Raw genomic sequence first — 15,912 nt, 5'->3', positions numbered from 1 at the left:
CCAGTCGAGTGAAAGTTTCGTGACAGTCTAAAGGCAGCTGGCCAGTGCAGTCGCAAGGTTGCGAATAAGCTGCGGATAAAGCGCAGGCCCCGGCGTCAGATCGACGCCAAGCGGGTCGCTGACGGCAGTTTTTGCGGTGGTCCCATCGAGGACGGTTGCAAGGATACCGGGGTTGAATTGTGGCTCCGTCAGAACGCAGGCGATGTCTTGGTCCCGGACGCGGTCGCGGACCTGTGCGATGCGTGCGGGGCTTGGGTCTGTTGCGTCGCTAAGTGAGATGGCCCCGGCGGCAGGAAAGTCGAAGGCTGCTTCAAAGTATTGATATGCATCGTGAAAGACAATGAAGTTGCGGTTGCGAACCGGATCGAGGGTGGCGCTGATTTCGGCACTTAGCTCGTCCAGCTCGGCGCGGGCGGCGGCGGCGTTGGCAAAGTAGGTGCCCGCGTTTTCTGGGTTTGCCGCAGAGAGTTCCGCCGCAATTAGGTTCAGCCATGCGCCCGCGTTTGCGGGTGAAAGCCAAGCGTGGGGGTCATGGCTGCCGTGTGCGTGATCGTCGTGTTCCGCGTGATCGTGGGTGTCGTGATCCGCGTGGTCATCGTGATCGTCATGTGCGGCGTGATCTGCATGGTCGTCGTGCCCGTGATCATCGTGCGCATGATCGTCATGACCGTGGTCATCATGGCCGTCCTCTTTGTGCCCGTGGTCGTCGTGATCATCGTGGCTGTGGGCCTCAAACAGGGCGTTTTCGCGGACATCGAGGCGGGTGGTCACGTCCGCCTCTAGCAGGGTCAGAACGCTTGCATTGGTCGCAAGGGTTTCGACCGCGTGGTCCATCCATGGCGCGAGATCTTCGCCCATCCACACCACAATATCCGCGTTTTGGAGGGCGGATGCCTCGGACGGGCGGAGGTTGTATTCATGGGGCGACGCGCCGGGGGGCAGGATCAGATCGGGGGTGCCGATGTCCGCCATGACCCGCGCCACGAGGGAGTGGACCGGAGCGATATCAACCGCAACGCGCGGGGCGTCGGCCATGGCTGTGCCGCCGATCAATGTGAGACAAAGCGCGAGGGCGGGGCGGATTCTGGACATCAGGGCCTCTGTGTGATTGTATAACGTTGCGAGTCGTATAAATGATATATAATAACATGACAAGAGAGGCCCGCCCGATGACATCAAGCCCCGCGACCCCATTGGGATTTGAAGCGCACGATCACGCGGCCTGTGTGAGCGGTGCGTTGGAAGCCGCCGAGGCGCGCTGTGCGGCAGAGGGTCTGCGCCTGACCCCGGTGCGTCGCAAGGTGTTGGAGTTGTTGTTGCGCGAGCATCGGGCGCTTGGGGCCTATGCGATCTTGGATTTGTTGCGGGATGCGGGGTTTGGATCTCAGCCGCCGGTGGCCTATCGGGCGTTGGATTTTCTGGCCGAGCATGGGTTTGTTCACAAGATTGAGCGGTTGAACGCCTTTGTCGCCTGTGCGCATCCCAATGAGCGGCATTCGCCTGCGTTTATGATTTGCCGATTGTGTGACGCCGTGGCAGAGGCGCAGTCAGGGCCCACGCGCGGCGCGTTGGGGGCAGCGGCGCAGGCGGCTGGGTTTGAGATTGAAAAGACGGTCCTAGAGGCCGAAGGGGTTTGCCCCGCGTGTAAGGATAAACCCCGAGTATGAGCTTGATTTCGGTTGAAAATTTGCAGGTTCGCTATGGGGCGAACACGGTTTTGCGCAACGTTTCGCTGGCCATTGAACCCGGTGAAATCGTCACGATTGTGGGGCCGAATGGGTCCGGCAAGACCAGCCTTTTGCGCGCAATTATTGGGGCGGCAACGCCCGCGGCGGGACAGATTGCTTTGCGTCCGGGGTTGAAAATCGGCTACGTGCTGCAAAAGCTGCATATCGATCCGACGCTGCCGATTACGGTTGAACGGTTCATGCAGCTGACCGATCGGGTGCCGCGCGCGACGTGCCAAGCGGCGCTAGAGACGGCAGGTGTTCCGGGCTTGTTGAAGCGGCAGATGTCGCAGCTTTCGGGCGGGCAGTTTCAGCGGGTTTTGCTCGCGCGGGCGTTGATTAACCATCCCGATGTTTTGTTGCTCGATGAGGCGACGCAGGGTCTGGACCAGCCGGGGTCAGCCGCGTTTTACCAGCAAATTGAGACAGTGCGCCGCGACACGGGCTGCGCCGTTTTGATGATCAGCCATGAGTTGCACGTCGTGATGAGCGCGTCGGACCGGGTGATTTGCCTCAACGGGCATGTGTGTTGTGAGGGTGCTCCAGAGGTTGTGGCCTCGGCCCCCGAATACCGCGCGCTGTTCGGGACCGGAACGGGCGGGGCCTTGGCGTTGTATCGTCATGATCACGATCACACGCATGGCGATGAGTGTGGGCATGACCACGCGCACGCAGATGCGCATTCAAAAGAACATGAGGCCGCTGAATAATGTTGGATGATTTTATGACCCGCGCGACGCTTGCGGGGGTTGGGGTGGCGTTTGCCGCGGCCCCGTTGGGGTGTTTTGTCGTCTGGCGGCGGATGGCGTATTTTGGTGATGCAACGGCCCACGCAGCCATTTTGGGCATCGCGTTGTCGTTGGCTTTGCAAATTTCGGTGTTTGCAGGGGCGATGGTGGTCGCGTTGATCATGGCGTTGATGGTGACCCATTTGGCCGGACGTGGCTATGCGATGGACACTTTGTTGGGCGTTCTTGCGCACTCGGCCCTCGCGTTTGGGTTGGTGGCGGTGTCGTTCCTATCGGGGGTGCGCATCGACCTGATGGCCTATTTGTTCGGCGATATCCTTGCGGTTTCGCGGCTGGATTTGATGGTTATCTGGGGGGGCGCTGCGCTTGTTGTCGGGCTGATATTGTGGCGGTGGTCGGCGTTGTTAACCTCAACCCTTAATGAGGAATTGGCCTACGCGAGCGGGCTGAACCCCAAACGCGAGCAGCTGATCTTAACCATTTCGCTGGCGATTACCGTGGCGGTCGCGATCAAGGTCGTTGGGGTTTTGTTAATTGCGGCGATGTTGATCATTCCGGCTGCTGCGGCGCGTGGGCTTGCCCGCACGCCTGAGGCTATGGCGAGGATTGCCGCCGCGATTGGGGCGATCTCGGCGGTGGCCGGGTTGCAGGGCGCCTATGTGTTCGACACGCCCGCGGGTCCGTCGATCGTTTGCGTGGCGGCCATTTTGTTTGCGTGTCTTAACCTTTTGGGGTGGCGCAGCCGAAGCGGTGTTTAGGCACGGTTGATGCGGATCAATCGCATTTGTCCTTTTGGCAGCACGATGGGCTGACAGCAGAAAGGACAGGACATGGCGTTAACCCATCTGTGTGAAATCTTAATGAACCAAGCTCCGGAGGGTCCGCCCAAGGAGGCGCCTATGCCGGATGACCCGACCCCGATGCCGCCATCGCGCGAGGATCCGCAGACCGAAGTGCCCATCGCGCCTCCGGCAATGCCGGAAATGCCCACGCCAGACGTGCCGATTGAAGTGCCGGGGACTGACCTGTCTGAGGCAGGGCATCCCCCGGGATAGACTCGAGTTAATGCGCGAAAAACACTGGTATTTCAGTTTGTTCAACCATCGACCGCGTGGTCCCGCCCAGCACAGTCTGAATCATGCGGCCGCGGGCGTAGGCGCCCATAACGATCAGGTCGGCGCCGGTTTCGCGGGCGCGGTCTTGGATACAATCTGAGATCAATCTTTCGCCGCTGGGATACTGAGAAACGGTGACGGTGCAGCCATGGTGGCTGAGCCATGCGGCCAAATCGGTGCCGGGATCTTGGCCGTCATGTTCGGGGGTCATGATGGGATCAATGCAGCCGATAACCACTTCTTGAGCATTCTTAAGGTAGGGCAGGGCGCGGTGGACGGCCGCAGCCGCGGAGGGACTGCTATCCCATGCGATGAACACGCGGGTGGGTTTGTGGGCGGTATTGGCGTTGACCTGAAACCCGATGGGCGAGTGGAACAGCACGCCAGATATCGCCTCGCGCAGAAGGTGGGGTGTTTCGCGCAGGTTGTTTGCAAAGACGGCCTCATCACTGACGCGGGCGCACCGGGCGACTTGATGTTTGACGTGTAGAGAGGCGGTCAGCGTGCCCATGACTTGCCCCGAAGTCCCGTGGTGCGCGAGCAGTTTTTCGACCTCATCCACGCGGGTTTGTTGTTTGTTATGAGCCTGTTGGACCTGTAGCTGCCAGTTGTCGGGGATGTTGACGGCGCCGTAGGGCGGGATGCCGTAGGCATAGGCGGGCAGGGCGGGCGTGGGATCAACCAACAGGCACACAAGGTGCGTCCCGTCGCGGCCTGTCATCTCCGCCATGGCGGCAATCTCGGCGTCTCGGGTCGCGCTGTTCATCACGAAAAGAAGGGTGCGGCTGTTCATGGTGGTCTCCGTTCTGGGGGCGGCTGTGGCCAAATCATGAATGGAGCGTGACACGGGCGCGCGGGCCGGGACTGACAAAGATCAATAGACCTTGGGTCGGGCTGTGGCATCGGAAGAGGGTTAACGGATTGGACCGCGGGTGTTGACGCCCAAGTAGGAGAGAAGTGGATGAAGAAGACCACACGACGGAGGGAGACGGCGGACGCGCTATCGCTGCCGGATCTGTGCCGGTTTGTTCATGCAGATGAAGATTGGGTTATCGAGTTGGTAGAGGAGGGCGTGTTGACCCCCGTGGGCAGTCATCGCGGGAATTGGCGGTTTGTGGGGGCGAGTATCGTGCGTGCGAAAAAGGCCGGTCGGTTGAGCCGTGATCTGGGGATCAACGCGCCGGGTCTGGCGCTTGTGTTGGAGTTAATAGAGGAACGGGATGCGGCGCGTCGGCGGCTTGCGCGGTATGAAATTCCATAAAGTAGGCTCTATTTCAGGCGATTTTTGTATTTCCGATAGAGGCGGCTGTTTACCTCTATGAACTGTGACAGTCCGCGCCCCAACAGGCCCGCCGGGCTTTGGCGCAGATAGAGATAGCCTGTGACGCTAGCGATCAGACCGCCGAATGCGTTGAGGATGAGGTCGCCCATCGTGTCGCTAAGACCGGATTTTTGCATGTTCATCCCAAGGCCTGCGTCCATCGTGAATTCAAAAATTTCCCATGTGGCGCCGACGGTCATGGCAACGCAAAAGCTGATGAGGGCGATGGCGGAGGGGGGCGCGGCGAAGCGGTCGCCTTCGAACAACATGAAGGCGAACAAGAACCCCATGAGGCCAAATCCTACCGCCGAAGAGCCGTGGAGCGCGAGGTCCCACCACCACAAACGTTCGTAGAAATCAAACGCCTCGCCTAGGAAGATGGAGGCAAAGCAAAACAGCGTGGTGAACAGCAAAAAGGGTAGTGGAAGGGTCAGGGACCAGCGGGCTGCGAGTAGCGGGGGGACTAGTGCGAGGCTGAGGGTGGTGAGGCTGACGAAGGCGAGGGACCAGCGCGCTAGGCCCAAAGAAATTAACCCAGTTAACAGTAAAAGTGTCCAGATGGTCAGCATTGTACTGCTGGTATTTGGGATCACTTTCATGGGGGTAAATCGCTCCGTAGGTGTTAAAATCGCACGTGTTAGACACTATTTATGTGGGATGTCGTCACATTTCATCCGTATCGCCAGCTATAATATGCGCAAGGCCCGTGGGCTTGATCAACGACGTCGCCCCGAGCGGACCTGCGCGGTTCTTAATACTTTGGGGGCGGATGTTGTGGTCTTGCAAGAGGCGGATCGGCGGCTGGGGCTGCGGCCGCCCGCGCTATCGCGAGAGATGATTGCAGCGGAAACTGATTTTGACGTGGTTGAGGTGTGCGACAATGGGCTGAGCCTTGGGTGGCACGGCAATGCGGTTTTGGTGCGCAAGGGGCTGAGCGCGGGTGACGTGCAGCGCGTGTCTTTGCCGGGGTTGGAGCCACGCGGCGCGGTTCGCGTGGGGCTGAACGTGGGGCCGGGGCTGACGCTTGTGGCCACCCATTTGGGGCTGCGACGGCGAGATCGTCGTGCGCAGTTGGCCGCGCTGACTGCGGCCACGGCTGATGATACCCATTGCATCATTGGCGGTGATTTTAACGAATGGTCGGTGAGCAAAGGGCTCGAACCCTTGGCCGCGCGGTTCAACACCCACAGTCCGGGCCGGTCGTTCCATGCGCGGCGTCCTATTGCGGCGCTGGACAGGTTTGCGATGACGCCGGGTGTCATTTTGCGCGACGCCGGGGTTGAGGAAGGGCCGTTGGCCAAGATCGCCTCGGACCATTTGCCGATCTGGTCGGACATCGAAATCCCGCCCGCTACTTGCTGAACAAGATGGGAACTTTGTGATCGCGCAGCAGTTCATACGAGGTCGCGCCGATCACAAAATCATAGGTCGAAGAATGGCCGAACGCACCTGTTACGATCATGTCAGCGCCTTTTTCAAAGGCCACGGCGCCGAGGACCGATGCGATGCTTTGGCCCAAGGGATCGCGATGTTCTAGGGTTGGGCGCAACCCATGGCGCGCGAACATTTCGGTAATGGCGATGGCGTCATCGGCGGCCATCAGGTCCTCAGCGGTGCGGCCCACGCTTAGCACGGTCAGGCGCGCATCAGGCTCGGCTATGCATAGGACATCATGTGCGGCGCGCGCGGCTTCGCGGGTTTCGCTCCAGCCAAGGACGATCTTTTCGCCGATCTCGGGGCCTTGATAATCAGCGGGGATTACCAGCACCGGCCGCCCACATTCGCGGATCACGTCGCGCTGCATCTGACGCATATCGCGGGGGTCTGTGTCTTGGCCATCTTGGGCCATAATCACCAGATCAGCGGCGCGGGCGCTTTCGATCATGCGGTCGGTGGCGGAGCGGGTATCGGCCCGTACAACCCTAAATTCGCTGACGAAATCCTCGGGGCTGGTGTGGTGTTCGAATATATCTTCGATTTCGGCGGTTTCTTTGTTTTGGCTACTGCGAAAGGCCGAAAACGTGTCTTCGGGAATGTGCATGGCGATGCCGGGATAGACCAAGATCGCTTCTACGGTGCGCAGGCCCACAAGATGCGCTCCGTGTTTTCGGACAAGGGGCACGGCGACTTTTAGAATGGTCGCGGTCTGCTCGGCCGTAGTGAGACAGACGAGAATGGTCTTGGGTCGCATGGCGTGCTCCTTTTTGCGGCTTGGGGTTTACGCAAAAGGTTAACAGCGCGTGGGCGTCCTTGATTGATCCCTATCAATTGGGGTCGGGCCGGGTCGCGTAGGGTGCTCCTATGTGCGGGCTGCGAGGAGCGATCAGATGACCAAACATGCCAAAACCGGGAGCATTGTCTTGGCGATTGCCCTGATGGTCGGGGCCGCTGTGGCCCGTGCGGATGGCAGCGAGGTGTCGAGCATCACGCATGGCGGTGACACCTATATTGCGGGCGGGCAGGTGCATCAGGCAATCCGCAGTCCGGGTGATACTTTTGTTTCTGGGCGCACGGTTGAGGCGAGCGGCGAGGCGGGGCAGGATTTGCATGTCGCTGGACTGGATCTGTCGATTGGGACGGATGTTGCGGGGGATGTTTACGCCGCCGGCATGACCGTCGTGGTGCGGGGCAACGTGGGCCAAGACCTCACGGTCGCGGGGCTATCGCTGCGCACGGAGCGCGAGGCAATCACCCAAGGAAACGTTCGGTTGTTTGGCAATTCGGTCACGATTGAGGGGCCAATCGAGGGGGCCTTAATGGTCACGGGCCGCGACGTGATCGTGAATGCCGCCATTGCGGGCGACGTTCGGATCATGGCGCAGACCCTGACGTTTGGCGCGGATGCTGTCATCAGCGGTGCCCTGACGTATTCGACCCCGGACCGCATCACGGTGCCCGGCCGCGTGGCCGCCGCAGAGCGGGTCGTGTTTGAACGTCTCTCACACGCGGACATGTGGGAGGAGTGGGACGAGTTCGGCCAAGACCTGCCCGGGGTGCCACCCTTTGCCTCGATGGTGATGGGTTTCGTGATTTCGCTGCTGTTTTTTGTTGCGCTGGGGGCGGTGATGCTCAGCTTTATGCCTGAGCGGGTGTCGCGCCTGCGCCGTAGCGTATCAGATGCGCTGGGACGGTCGATATTGTTGGGCGTTGGGGGCCTGTCCGTGTTGTGCGGCTTGGTGCCCGTTACCGCGTTAACGGTGGTGGGCCTGCCGTTTGTGCCGGTCGTTTTGTTGGCCATCGTGGTGGCGTGGATTTTGGGCTACGCGCTTGGGACATATGGCGTGGCCATGCGGATTTGGTCCGGATTTGGCCGCGAGGCAGACCCAAGCAGCACTGCGCGCCTGTTGGTTTTTGCGGCGGCGTTGAGTGTGGTCGCGCTACTGAATTTCATCCCCTTTGTTGGCTGGGTGATCAATTACACGCTTGTTTTACTGGGGGTCGGCGCGATGACCCGGGCCGCGTGTCGGCGGATTATGAAGGCCTCGGACCTTGATGCCGGGCCGAGTGGGGACGGATCAAACCAAGAAAGGACAGGACTATGACAACGCAAGGGTTGGAAGTGATCGACCACAGCGTGCAGCTGACCCATGAATGGATCAATGAGTTGGCAGAGCGGTTGGACTGGGCCTCAAAACGGAATGCATTGCGGCTGTTGCGGGTCACGTTGCAACGTGTGCGTGACCATCTGCCGGGCGATGAGCTGGCGCAGTTTTCGGCCCAGATGCCCGTGTTTGTGCGGGGGTTCCTGTTCGAGGGTTGGGCGCCGAAACGGACCCTTTTCAAAGAGCATTCGGGCCGTGCGTTTATCACCGCGATTGATACGTTAATGACCGACAGCAGTGAATATCGCGGGCGTGAGGATATCCGCTGTGTGTTTGATCTGTTGAACGCGCGCCTAAGCCCCGGTGAGATTGAGGATATTCGCGCCTGTCTACCGCAGGATTTGCGCGCGTTATGGCCTGTGCCCGGCACGTGAAAACAGCCCTACGGTGGTGCCGTAAGGCTAAGAATCCGTGTGTTAGTCTAGGTCACCCAGCGAAAGCCCTAGAAGGGCAGTGGGTTTTTGGATGATGACTGTATGGCTTTGATCAATCGCGATGATCTTGCTTTTGCGCAGTTGCGTGAACGTGCGGCTGACGGTTTCGGTCGTTAAACCGAGAAAATCCGCGATGTCAGACCGACACATCGGTAGTTTGACCTGACGATAGTTGCCCAAGTCCTCCCCGACACGATCTGTTAACACACATAAAAACGACGCCAGCTTTTCGGTCGCCGATTTTCGCCCAAGCATCATGAAGTGGTCTTGCATGGCGCTGATTTCGCGCAGGGCGGCCTGCAATAGTGCGCTATGCAGCACAGGGTCGCCTTCGCCGGTTTCAAGGTGTGCACGGCGGAACGGTTGCAAGCGGGCATCCGTAAGGGTTTCGCAATCGGTGTGGTGTTGACCATCAGCGGGAAACCCAATGATATCGCCGGGATAGCCAAAGGCGATAACCTGCCGCCGCCCATCTGCAAGCAGCCGGGTCAGACGGACAACCCCACTGGTGACTTGATAGAGCCAGTCCACTTTATCGCCCTCATAGTACAAAAACGCGCCGGGGCGCAGGCGGGCCTCAGCCGGTTTTGGAGTACTGCTGGCCAAGGGGGCAAGGGGGGCGGCGATCGTGCCGGGATCAGGAATTGTGACGTACATCAATGTGTCCTCCGCGCTCGTGTCGGAGTGACATTGGTTAACGAGTGTAATATGCATTAATTTATATATGTAGCTTTTTGTAATTTTTTGTAACGTTGGGTCATCGGTTTTGGGGCGCAGGTAAGGCCCCCCCGCGACCCGTTTTATGCATTGTGAGATATGAACATGGGTGATCCGACAATTCTGATTGTGGATGATGACCCCAAGATACGGACGCTTTTGCGAAACGTGTTAGAGGGCGACGGTTTCGCAGTGTGTGAAACCGCATCGGCGGCCGGCGTCCATGAGGCGCTAGCGCAGGGTCACATCGACTTGATCACGCTGGATATTAATCTTGGTAAAGATAACGGTGTTGATCTGGCGCGCGAAATACGGCGTACGTCTGCGGTGCCGATTGTGATGCTGTCAGGCAAGGATGATGTAATTGATCGGGTTGTCGGGCTTGAGGTTGGGGCGGATGACTACATTACCAAACCGTTCCATATTCGCGAAGTAACTGCCCGAATTCGGAGCGTTTTACGGCGGTCAGTGCGTACGGATGCTGCGCCTGTGTCCTCTGCCGAAGCATCTTCGGCGGATCGTGTTTTGCAGTTTCGTTTTGATGGGCTAACCGCAATACCGGAGCAACTGGAGCTTCTGGATCGAAATAATATCGAATGTAATCTGACAGTTGGTGACTTTAAGCTGTTGATGATATTTCTTGAGCGGCCCAAGAGGGTCCTGTCGCGTGATCAGTTGTTGGATCTAACGGGCGGGACTTCTTGGACGCCCATGGATCGCACGATTGACAACCAGATAGCGCGGCTTCGTAAACAGATTGAGCGTGATCCCGGGACCCCTAAGCTGATCAAAACGGTGCGCGGTGTGGGCTATACGCTGACCTGCACGGTTACGGAGGTTCACGCCCCCGAGCTAGGTCCGAGCAAGGCATGAAGCCGCTCGATCAGGTCCGCTTGGCGGTAAGGTTTGTGAAGGATTTCTTGCGGTGTAGCGCCCGACATTGAACCCGTAACTGCATCGCTGGCGTAGCCAGAGGTTAACAGGACCTTTAGCTTTGGAAATTCTGTGCGGATACGCGCGGCGAGATCATAGCCGTTCAGTGCACCGGGCATCACCAAATCTGAGAATACCAAGTCAACGGCAACCCCGCCTTTAAGCATTTGGTAAGCTTCATCACCCGAGCTGGCCTCTTCGGTTGCGAAGCCCAAATCGCGGATACGCTCAATCGAGATTTTGCGCACCAATGCGTTGTCTTCGACGACCAAAATGCGCTCTCCGTTGCCATGCCAAGGCGCGAGTGGTGTATCGGGTTTAGGCGCGGTTTCTATTGCTGCCGCCGCGTGGGCAGAGGGGAAATAGAGGCCAAAACTGGTGCCATGCCCGGGCTCACTATACAAAGTGACATGGCCACCCGATTGGCGCACAAATCCGTAAACCATCGCAAGGCCAAGCCCTGTCCCATTGCCATCAGATTTGGTGGTAAAGAATGGCTCAAAGGCACGGCTTTGAGCCTCGGGTGGCATGCCAATTCCGTTATCAATGACGGAAAGCCGCACGTAATGACCTGATTTTATGTCGGTTTCTTGGGCAATGTAATCGTCGTCAATCGTGACATTGGCAACCGATACCATCAATTCTCCCCCGTTGGGCATCGCGTCACGTGCGTTGAGCGCAAGGTTCATCAACGCTGATTGGAGTTGCGTTGGATCTATCATGACGGGGTCTGCATCTGCCGCAAAATCTGTACTGATCCGATAAGTTGCGCCCAAGGTCCGTTCGAGCAGGTGCAGTGCGTCGATGCAGATCTCACTTAGGTCGGATTTCACCGGATGCAGGGTGGTTCGGCGCGCAAACATCAGCAACCGATGGGTCAGGTCGGCGCCAAGTTCAGCGGCCTCGAGCGCATCACGGATCAGGGCTGTTTGACGATCATCCTTGTTCCGCATTTCAAGTAGCTCAAGGTTGCCGGTCACGATTGTTAAGATGTTGTTAAAGTCATGGGCAATGCCGCCAGTCATTTGACCAATAGCGTCTAGTCGCTGTGATCGAGAAAGTGCGGCTTCAGTAGATTTGCGTTGTGTGAGGTCATGCATAATGCCGATGAAAATTTCATTACCATCGTGACCTGTGCGGCCCACTGATAGGTGCAGGGGAAAAACGGTACCGTCTTTCCGCTTACCCTCAACTTCGCGGCCTAAACCAATGATCCGTTTTTCGCCGGTGGTCATGTGGTCTGACATGAACCCGTCGTGTAAATGAGCCAGTCCGTCAGGCATCAAAATACGAACGTTGTGCCCCTGCATTTCGTTAGCTGTATGTTGAAACATCTTAATTGCAGCAGGGTTAACGCTAAGGATTTTACCGACCCGATCCGACACCACCATAGCATCAACGGCGGCGTCCATAATGGCCTTTAGGACTGCATCCGTCTGCGTGAGTTCGTCCTTATTGGCCTGGTTCACAGTATTATCCCTTTGTCCCGATCCGCCCAACACGCCGACCAAGTACAAACCGAAATCGTTCATTTTTCAATCTTGGAGTGTTTCACGCTTGTGGAGGTATTTGGGGTTTGGGTGGTCATATGGCGCGCCAGATCCGCCATGGTTAACACACCCAAAAGTTCGTGATCTTTGACCACCATAAATTTGCGCCGCCCGGTTTGGGTAATGATGTCCGTAACCTGTGAGATGGCTAAATCGGGGTCGAGCATGACGGCTGGATCGAGCCCGACGAAAACGTCACCGACGCGCGTATTCGCCCAGTTTTCACGGTCAATTACCGCAATGACAGACATATCTATGTGACCCAATAACACCCCTGTTTCAGTTACAGGAACAAAGCTTTTGCGCGCGCCTAAAACGATATCATGGATCACGTCGGATAACATTGCATCGGGGCTTACAGTGGTCGGGTTGTGGGTCATGAATGAGCGAACAGTCCGGCCATCTGATGCATACTTAAGTAGGTGTTGCGCCAAACTTGCGCGTGCTGCGAGCAGCACAAAAGTGCCGATCAGGATGGTCCATAGCCCAGAGATAACCGCCCCGCGAAACAGTGCCATAACGCCAAGCCACATGAGCACGTAGGCTAAGATCGTGCCGGATTGCGTGGCCATGCGTGTGGCTTTGAGCGCATCATCGGTTTGGTGCCAAATCACCGCGCGCAAGACGCGTCCGCCATCAAGAGGGAAGGCGGGCAAAAGGTTAAACAGCGCCAGTACAAGGTTAACGGCTCCGAGGTATGACAGGACCGCTATAACCGCTTCGGACGCGTTGGTGCCTGCCGCAAATGCCCCAATTATCCAAAATCCAAACGCAAGGCAGAATGACATCGCTGGCCCTGCCACCGCTATCCAAAACTCGGCGCGTGCTGAGCGCGGCTCTTGGGTCATTTCGGCTACACCGCCGAATAGAAAGAGCGTGATGCTTTTGATTTCTATCCCTAAGTGACGAGCGATGACGGAGTGAGCCAACTCATGCAGCAACAAAGAGGCAAAGAGCCCAAGCATTGCGCAGATCGCCATCGTCAAATGCACAGCAGGCGGCGCGTTGGGCAGTGTTTGTGGGAAGTATTGGTGCGAAAGGCTCCAAGTGATGAGGGCAGCAATCAGCACCCAGCCGGGAGCAATCTTGATGTCAAAATTGTTAATCGAGAATAGCTTTACCGCATTTGCAAACATGATCGCCTCTGGCTCATATGCTTTGTCTGCCTGCACATCGCCCATTCTAGATTGATAAATATCAAGGTTTCGCCTGGTGGAACCGCGATACTTGGGCCGATGTAATTCGAAGGCACGACCCACTATGTGGCATGATCAATCCCCTCGGTCCTCTAGATTGGCTGCCACAGTTACTGAGGTTTTTGGTGCCTGCGCCCCACGTGTTTCGATTGGAATGGGGCGGGTGATTACGCGGCCGTTTGCGCGGGACAGGTGGCTTTTGACGCTGGTGCCGGAAGCGGTGGATGACGCGGATTTTGGCGGGGCGGCATTGGTGCTTTCCTGCAGTCACCAGGCTGCCCAATGCGTGCTTTCGACGGGGTATTTGATGGAATTTGAGGCCTTTGAACCTGCTGAAATCCCGCATGCTGAAATAGAGGCGATCGTGGTTACACGGGAGGGGATAGACACGTTGATGGCGGGGTCACGCGCCATCCGGGCGTTGATTTTTCGGGCGTACAGCCAGCAGATGAGCGAGTTGCTCTTGAGGCTTGGGTCTCACCGTGACCAGTCTGAGCGGCGCTGCCGTAGCCCTGAACTCAAGGCGCTGCTTTGCGACACAAAACCCTTTGGCCGCCCCGCTTGAGCAAGCTCTAGTTCGCAAGCGATAGGGCTTTTCTCACCCGATGCTTAGTGTCGGCGGCGCAATAGTTACCTTGTGTTAGCGCATTCGAACGTCCAACTTGTTGCTTAGTGAAGCGGCGTCTCTTCATCGTCTATCTACTTCTTGAGGCTCAGGCTCACTCAAAACACCGGACTTTTCAGGGGAGACGGGCAAGGCCGAACTTTTGGGGCTGAAGCGTGATCCAAGTTTTTTAAACATTGTGTGATCGTTTGTTGAGAAATATCTACCATAGTGGGCTGCACTTCGGCGCAAGACGCCATAATCCGGTAACTGATCTTCTGGTGCAGGACTGTCGATTGTTTCACACACAGAAATCTCAATTGTGCGGCACAGTGCACTAATGGTAGTCTATGAGTGTAACATAAAACGACCATTCCAGCTCATTTGTGACGGCCTGCAAGCCCAAAAAATATAGGCGCCAACTGCGGCAAACAGTGTTGCAAGCCAGTGGGTCGGACCGATCAGGATGAAGGACAGAAGCCCACAGTAGAGATAAATCGTGAGATGGATGAGAAGCGAAAACACAAATGGCATCGAGGTTGTGAATATCCGTTCATTCGCGGCGTGCGCCAATTCACTCAAGGATAGAAATTTTGAGATTGTCCTCTGGCCGAAACCGTTAAGTGCGCCTTCTTTAGCTAAGGCTCCAACCTGATCGACTACAGTACACAAGACTACATCTGCCGGGTTGCGATTCGCGACCAATACGCTGGCAAGGTCATCGTCGATCCAGTCGACAATGTCTGCTCTTACGTTATCTCCGTTCAGGAATGCACAGTGAAGATGCGCGAATGCGACAAGGTGTGACAGGATCCGCTTCTTTTCTGCGCGCTCGTCTAGGAAAGCGTATAGATGTCGATCTAGAATTTGGACGTTAGTAATGATGTTGTCCCACTGCTTTCGTGCCTCCTGCCAGCGATCGTATGCTGGATTGTTGCTAACTTCAGAAATAGCGACAGTGCAACGCCAAATACACCCATAGCAGGCATGGAAATACGCGGTAGATCAGTGGCATAACTGTTCAAGAGCAATTACAAGTGATGTGAATAAAGTGATGACGATAACCTTGTCGTAGATCGGCGGAATAATGGAGTCACGCGCCTCCGTTCGTTTGTCACCTGCCCCATAACATGGGCCAAAATGATCGACATCGTCGATGGACTGCGCTGCTGCTCAGGCGGCCATCGCACTAACGCCGATCGGAGTGCGGGTTTTCATCAATGACGTGATCAACGCAGGTTCGGTCATGATTCCAAAACCGACCCGAACACCTGCTAATCCATAAGCCTTCGAAAACGTGCGCAGAACAATGAAGGGCTTCCCGGAATCTTTGAGAATTACGAGGTCGCTGAACCGGTTTGAAGATTCGACGACCTCGACATAAGCCTCATCAAAACAGATGAGCGCTTCCGACATGATCGAAGCAAGGACTTGACGGAATTCCTTTTCAGAGATTGCGGGTCCAGAGTAGTGGCTGGGCGAGGAACAGATCAACATACGCGGTTTGGTTTTTAGCACATCACAAATCACTCCAATGAGGAGAGACCAATCAGCATTGAAAGGCACGCTTGATGGAAGGGTTTCTAATTGGGTTCAATTCCTTAGGCTTATGAAATGAGGGCACCTCCCCAACGCGCCCGTTTTTTAGGGCTGATAATTAAGTGTATGGGGGGCTACCACACCCGCTCCATATGCTCTCGCATGATGTCCAGCGCATAGCCTGAGCCGTAGTTTGCAGCGACGGTGTTGGTGCTGTGGCCGAGGATGGCCAGGGAGATGGCCTCAGGACAGCCCGTGTTGCGCAACTTGTCTTTCATGCGGTGACGCAGGGAGTGGATGGTGATCTTCTTGTCGTTGATCTGGGTTCTCAACCGCTTCATGAGCATGGCCGAGGCCGCATCGCTTCCTCTTGGACGGGCATACTGTGGGAAGAGGGGGGCTGTGCCGCGCGCGTCTCCCTGATG

General features: G+C 57.0%; 19 protein-coding genes and 1 pseudogene. 10 read left to right on the top strand and 10 right to left on the bottom strand.

Annotated features, from left to right (window positions below; translation table 11 throughout):
* Positions 1–27: 27 nt before the first annotated feature.
* Positions 28–1,092, bottom strand: a complete 1,065-nt coding sequence (locus PM04_RS12350) for a zinc ABC transporter substrate-binding protein (RefSeq protein WP_038007283.1) — start codon at positions 1,090–1,092, stop codon at positions 28–30.
* 77 nt (positions 1,093–1,169) lie between these two features.
* Here PM04_RS12350 and PM04_RS12345 point away from each other — a divergent pair, with 77 nt between their 5' ends.
* The 4 genes from PM04_RS12345 to PM04_RS17900 all read left to right on the top strand — a co-directional run bounded on the left by PM04_RS12345 (position 1,170) and on the right by PM04_RS17900 (position 3,531).
* Entirely contained in the window at positions 1,170–1,667 is a 498-nt protein-coding gene (locus PM04_RS12345) for a Fur family transcriptional regulator (RefSeq protein WP_081946112.1), read from the top strand.
* Positions 1,664–2,437 (top strand): metal ABC transporter ATP-binding protein, encoded by a 774-nt coding sequence (locus PM04_RS12340; RefSeq protein WP_038007278.1) that lies wholly within the window; start codon positions 1,664–1,666, stop codon positions 2,435–2,437. The genes PM04_RS12345 and PM04_RS12340 overlap by 4 nt, the downstream gene beginning before the upstream one ends.
* Positions 2,437–3,234 carry a metal ABC transporter permease gene (locus tag PM04_RS12335; protein ID WP_038007275.1) on the top strand — a complete coding sequence of 266 codons (798 nt, stop codon included), beginning with the start codon at positions 2,437–2,439 and terminating at the stop codon, positions 3,232–3,234. The genes PM04_RS12340 and PM04_RS12335 overlap by 1 nt, the downstream gene beginning before the upstream one ends.
* Positions 3,235–3,306: 72 nt before the next feature.
* Positions 3,307–3,531, top strand: coding sequence for a hypothetical protein (locus PM04_RS17900; protein ID WP_038009689.1), 225 nt, complete (start codon positions 3,307–3,309; stop codon positions 3,529–3,531).
* 7 nt (positions 3,532–3,538) lie between these two features.
* Here the strand turns inward: PM04_RS17900 and PM04_RS12330 are convergent, their stop codons facing one another.
* Positions 3,539–4,384 carry a universal stress protein gene (locus PM04_RS12330; RefSeq protein WP_038007272.1) on the bottom strand — a complete coding sequence of 282 codons (846 nt, stop codon included), beginning with the start codon at positions 4,382–4,384 and terminating at the stop codon, positions 3,539–3,541.
* Positions 4,385–4,552: 168 nt separating this feature from the next.
* Between PM04_RS12330 and PM04_RS12325 the strand changes: the two genes are divergently transcribed.
* Positions 4,553–4,852, top strand: a complete 300-nt coding sequence (locus tag PM04_RS12325; RefSeq protein WP_038007269.1) for a chaperone modulator CbpM — start codon at positions 4,553–4,555, stop codon at positions 4,850–4,852.
* Positions 4,853–4,860: 8 nt separating this feature from the next.
* On the opposite strand, the gene PM04_RS12320 is transcribed toward PM04_RS12325, so the two are convergent.
* Complete coding sequence (locus PM04_RS12320; RefSeq protein ID WP_081946114.1) at positions 4,861–5,511, bottom strand: hypothetical protein; 651 nt, start codon at positions 5,509–5,511, stop codon at positions 4,861–4,863.
* Positions 5,512–5,569: 58 nt separating this feature from the next.
* On the opposite strand from PM04_RS12320, the gene PM04_RS12315 reads away from it, so the two are divergent.
* Complete coding sequence (locus PM04_RS12315) at positions 5,570–6,274, top strand: endonuclease/exonuclease/phosphatase family protein (protein ID WP_038007266.1); 705 nt, start codon at positions 5,570–5,572, stop codon at positions 6,272–6,274.
* Here the strand turns inward: PM04_RS12315 and PM04_RS12310 are convergent.
* Complete coding sequence (locus PM04_RS12310) at positions 6,264–7,103, bottom strand: universal stress protein (protein ID WP_038007262.1); 840 nt, start codon at positions 7,101–7,103, stop codon at positions 6,264–6,266. The genes PM04_RS12315 and PM04_RS12310 overlap by 11 nt on opposite strands.
* 136 nt (positions 7,104–7,239) lie before the next feature.
* Here PM04_RS12310 and PM04_RS12305 point away from each other — a divergent pair, with 136 nt between their 5' ends.
* Both PM04_RS12305 and PM04_RS12300 read left to right on the top strand, forming a co-directional pair.
* The gene (locus PM04_RS12305) at positions 7,240–8,454 is read left to right on the top strand and encodes an EI24 domain-containing protein (protein WP_038007258.1); all 1,215 of its coding nucleotides are present in this window, start codon (positions 7,240–7,242) and stop codon (positions 8,452–8,454) included.
* Positions 8,451–8,888, top strand: a complete 438-nt coding sequence (locus PM04_RS12300; RefSeq protein ID WP_038007254.1) for a DUF2267 domain-containing protein — start codon at positions 8,451–8,453, stop codon at positions 8,886–8,888. Before PM04_RS12305 ends, PM04_RS12300 begins: the two co-directional genes overlap by 4 nt.
* Positions 8,889–8,930: 42 nt before the next feature.
* Here PM04_RS12300 and PM04_RS12295 read toward each other — a convergent pair whose 3' ends face one another.
* Positions 8,931–9,605, bottom strand: coding sequence for a helix-turn-helix domain-containing protein (locus tag PM04_RS12295; RefSeq protein ID WP_038007252.1), 675 nt, complete (start codon positions 9,603–9,605; stop codon positions 8,931–8,933).
* Positions 9,606–9,770: 165 nt separating this feature from the next.
* Here PM04_RS12295 and PM04_RS12290 point away from each other — a divergent pair, with 165 nt between their 5' ends.
* Positions 9,771–10,538: a response regulator gene (locus PM04_RS12290; RefSeq protein ID WP_038007249.1), complete on the top strand. Its 768-nt coding sequence runs from the start codon at positions 9,771–9,773 to the stop codon at positions 10,536–10,538.
* Here the strand turns inward: PM04_RS12290 and PM04_RS12285 are convergent.
* Both PM04_RS12285 and PM04_RS12280 read right to left on the bottom strand, forming a co-directional pair.
* Entirely contained in the window at positions 10,505–12,130 is a 1,626-nt protein-coding gene (locus PM04_RS12285; RefSeq protein WP_081946116.1) for a PAS domain S-box protein, read from the bottom strand. The genes PM04_RS12290 and PM04_RS12285 overlap by 34 nt on opposite strands.
* On the bottom strand, positions 12,127–13,320 hold the full coding sequence (locus PM04_RS12280; protein ID WP_234702876.1) for a site-2 protease family protein: 1,194 nt from the start codon (positions 13,318–13,320) through the stop codon (positions 12,127–12,129). The genes PM04_RS12285 and PM04_RS12280 overlap by 4 nt, the downstream gene beginning before the upstream one ends.
* 121 nt (positions 13,321–13,441) lie before the next feature.
* Between PM04_RS12280 and PM04_RS12275 the strand changes: the two genes are divergently transcribed.
* Positions 13,442–13,909 carry a hypothetical protein gene (locus PM04_RS12275; protein ID WP_152594040.1) on the top strand — a complete coding sequence of 156 codons (468 nt, stop codon included), beginning with the start codon at positions 13,442–13,444 and terminating at the stop codon, positions 13,907–13,909.
* A gap of 387 nt (positions 13,910–14,296) precedes the next feature.
* On the opposite strand, the gene PM04_RS17695 is transcribed toward PM04_RS12275, so the two are convergent.
* The 3 genes and pseudogenes from PM04_RS17695 to PM04_RS18095 form a co-directional block, all read right to left on the bottom strand.
* A complete protein-coding gene (locus PM04_RS17695) occupies positions 14,297–14,899 on the bottom strand; it encodes a bestrophin family ion channel (protein ID WP_255347914.1) in 603 nt (200 codons plus the stop codon).
* Positions 14,900–15,121: 222 nt separating this feature from the next.
* Positions 15,122–15,514 carry an aminotransferase class I/II-fold pyridoxal phosphate-dependent enzyme gene (locus PM04_RS12270; RefSeq protein WP_052068479.1) on the bottom strand — a complete coding sequence of 131 codons (393 nt, stop codon included), beginning with the start codon at positions 15,512–15,514 and terminating at the stop codon, positions 15,122–15,124.
* A gap of 107 nt (positions 15,515–15,621) precedes the next feature.
* Positions 15,622–15,912, bottom strand: a pseudogene (locus PM04_RS18095) (integrase); the annotation flags it as partial.

Origin of the sequence: Thalassobacter sp. 16PALIMAR09, from assembly GCF_000765485.1 — a bacterium.
GTDB classification, from domain to species: Bacteria; Pseudomonadota; Alphaproteobacteria; order Rhodobacterales; family Rhodobacteraceae; genus Thalassobacter; species Thalassobacter stenotrophicus.
Note: the sequence above shows the minus strand (reverse complement) of the source record. Positions and strands in the feature narration are given on the sequence as shown.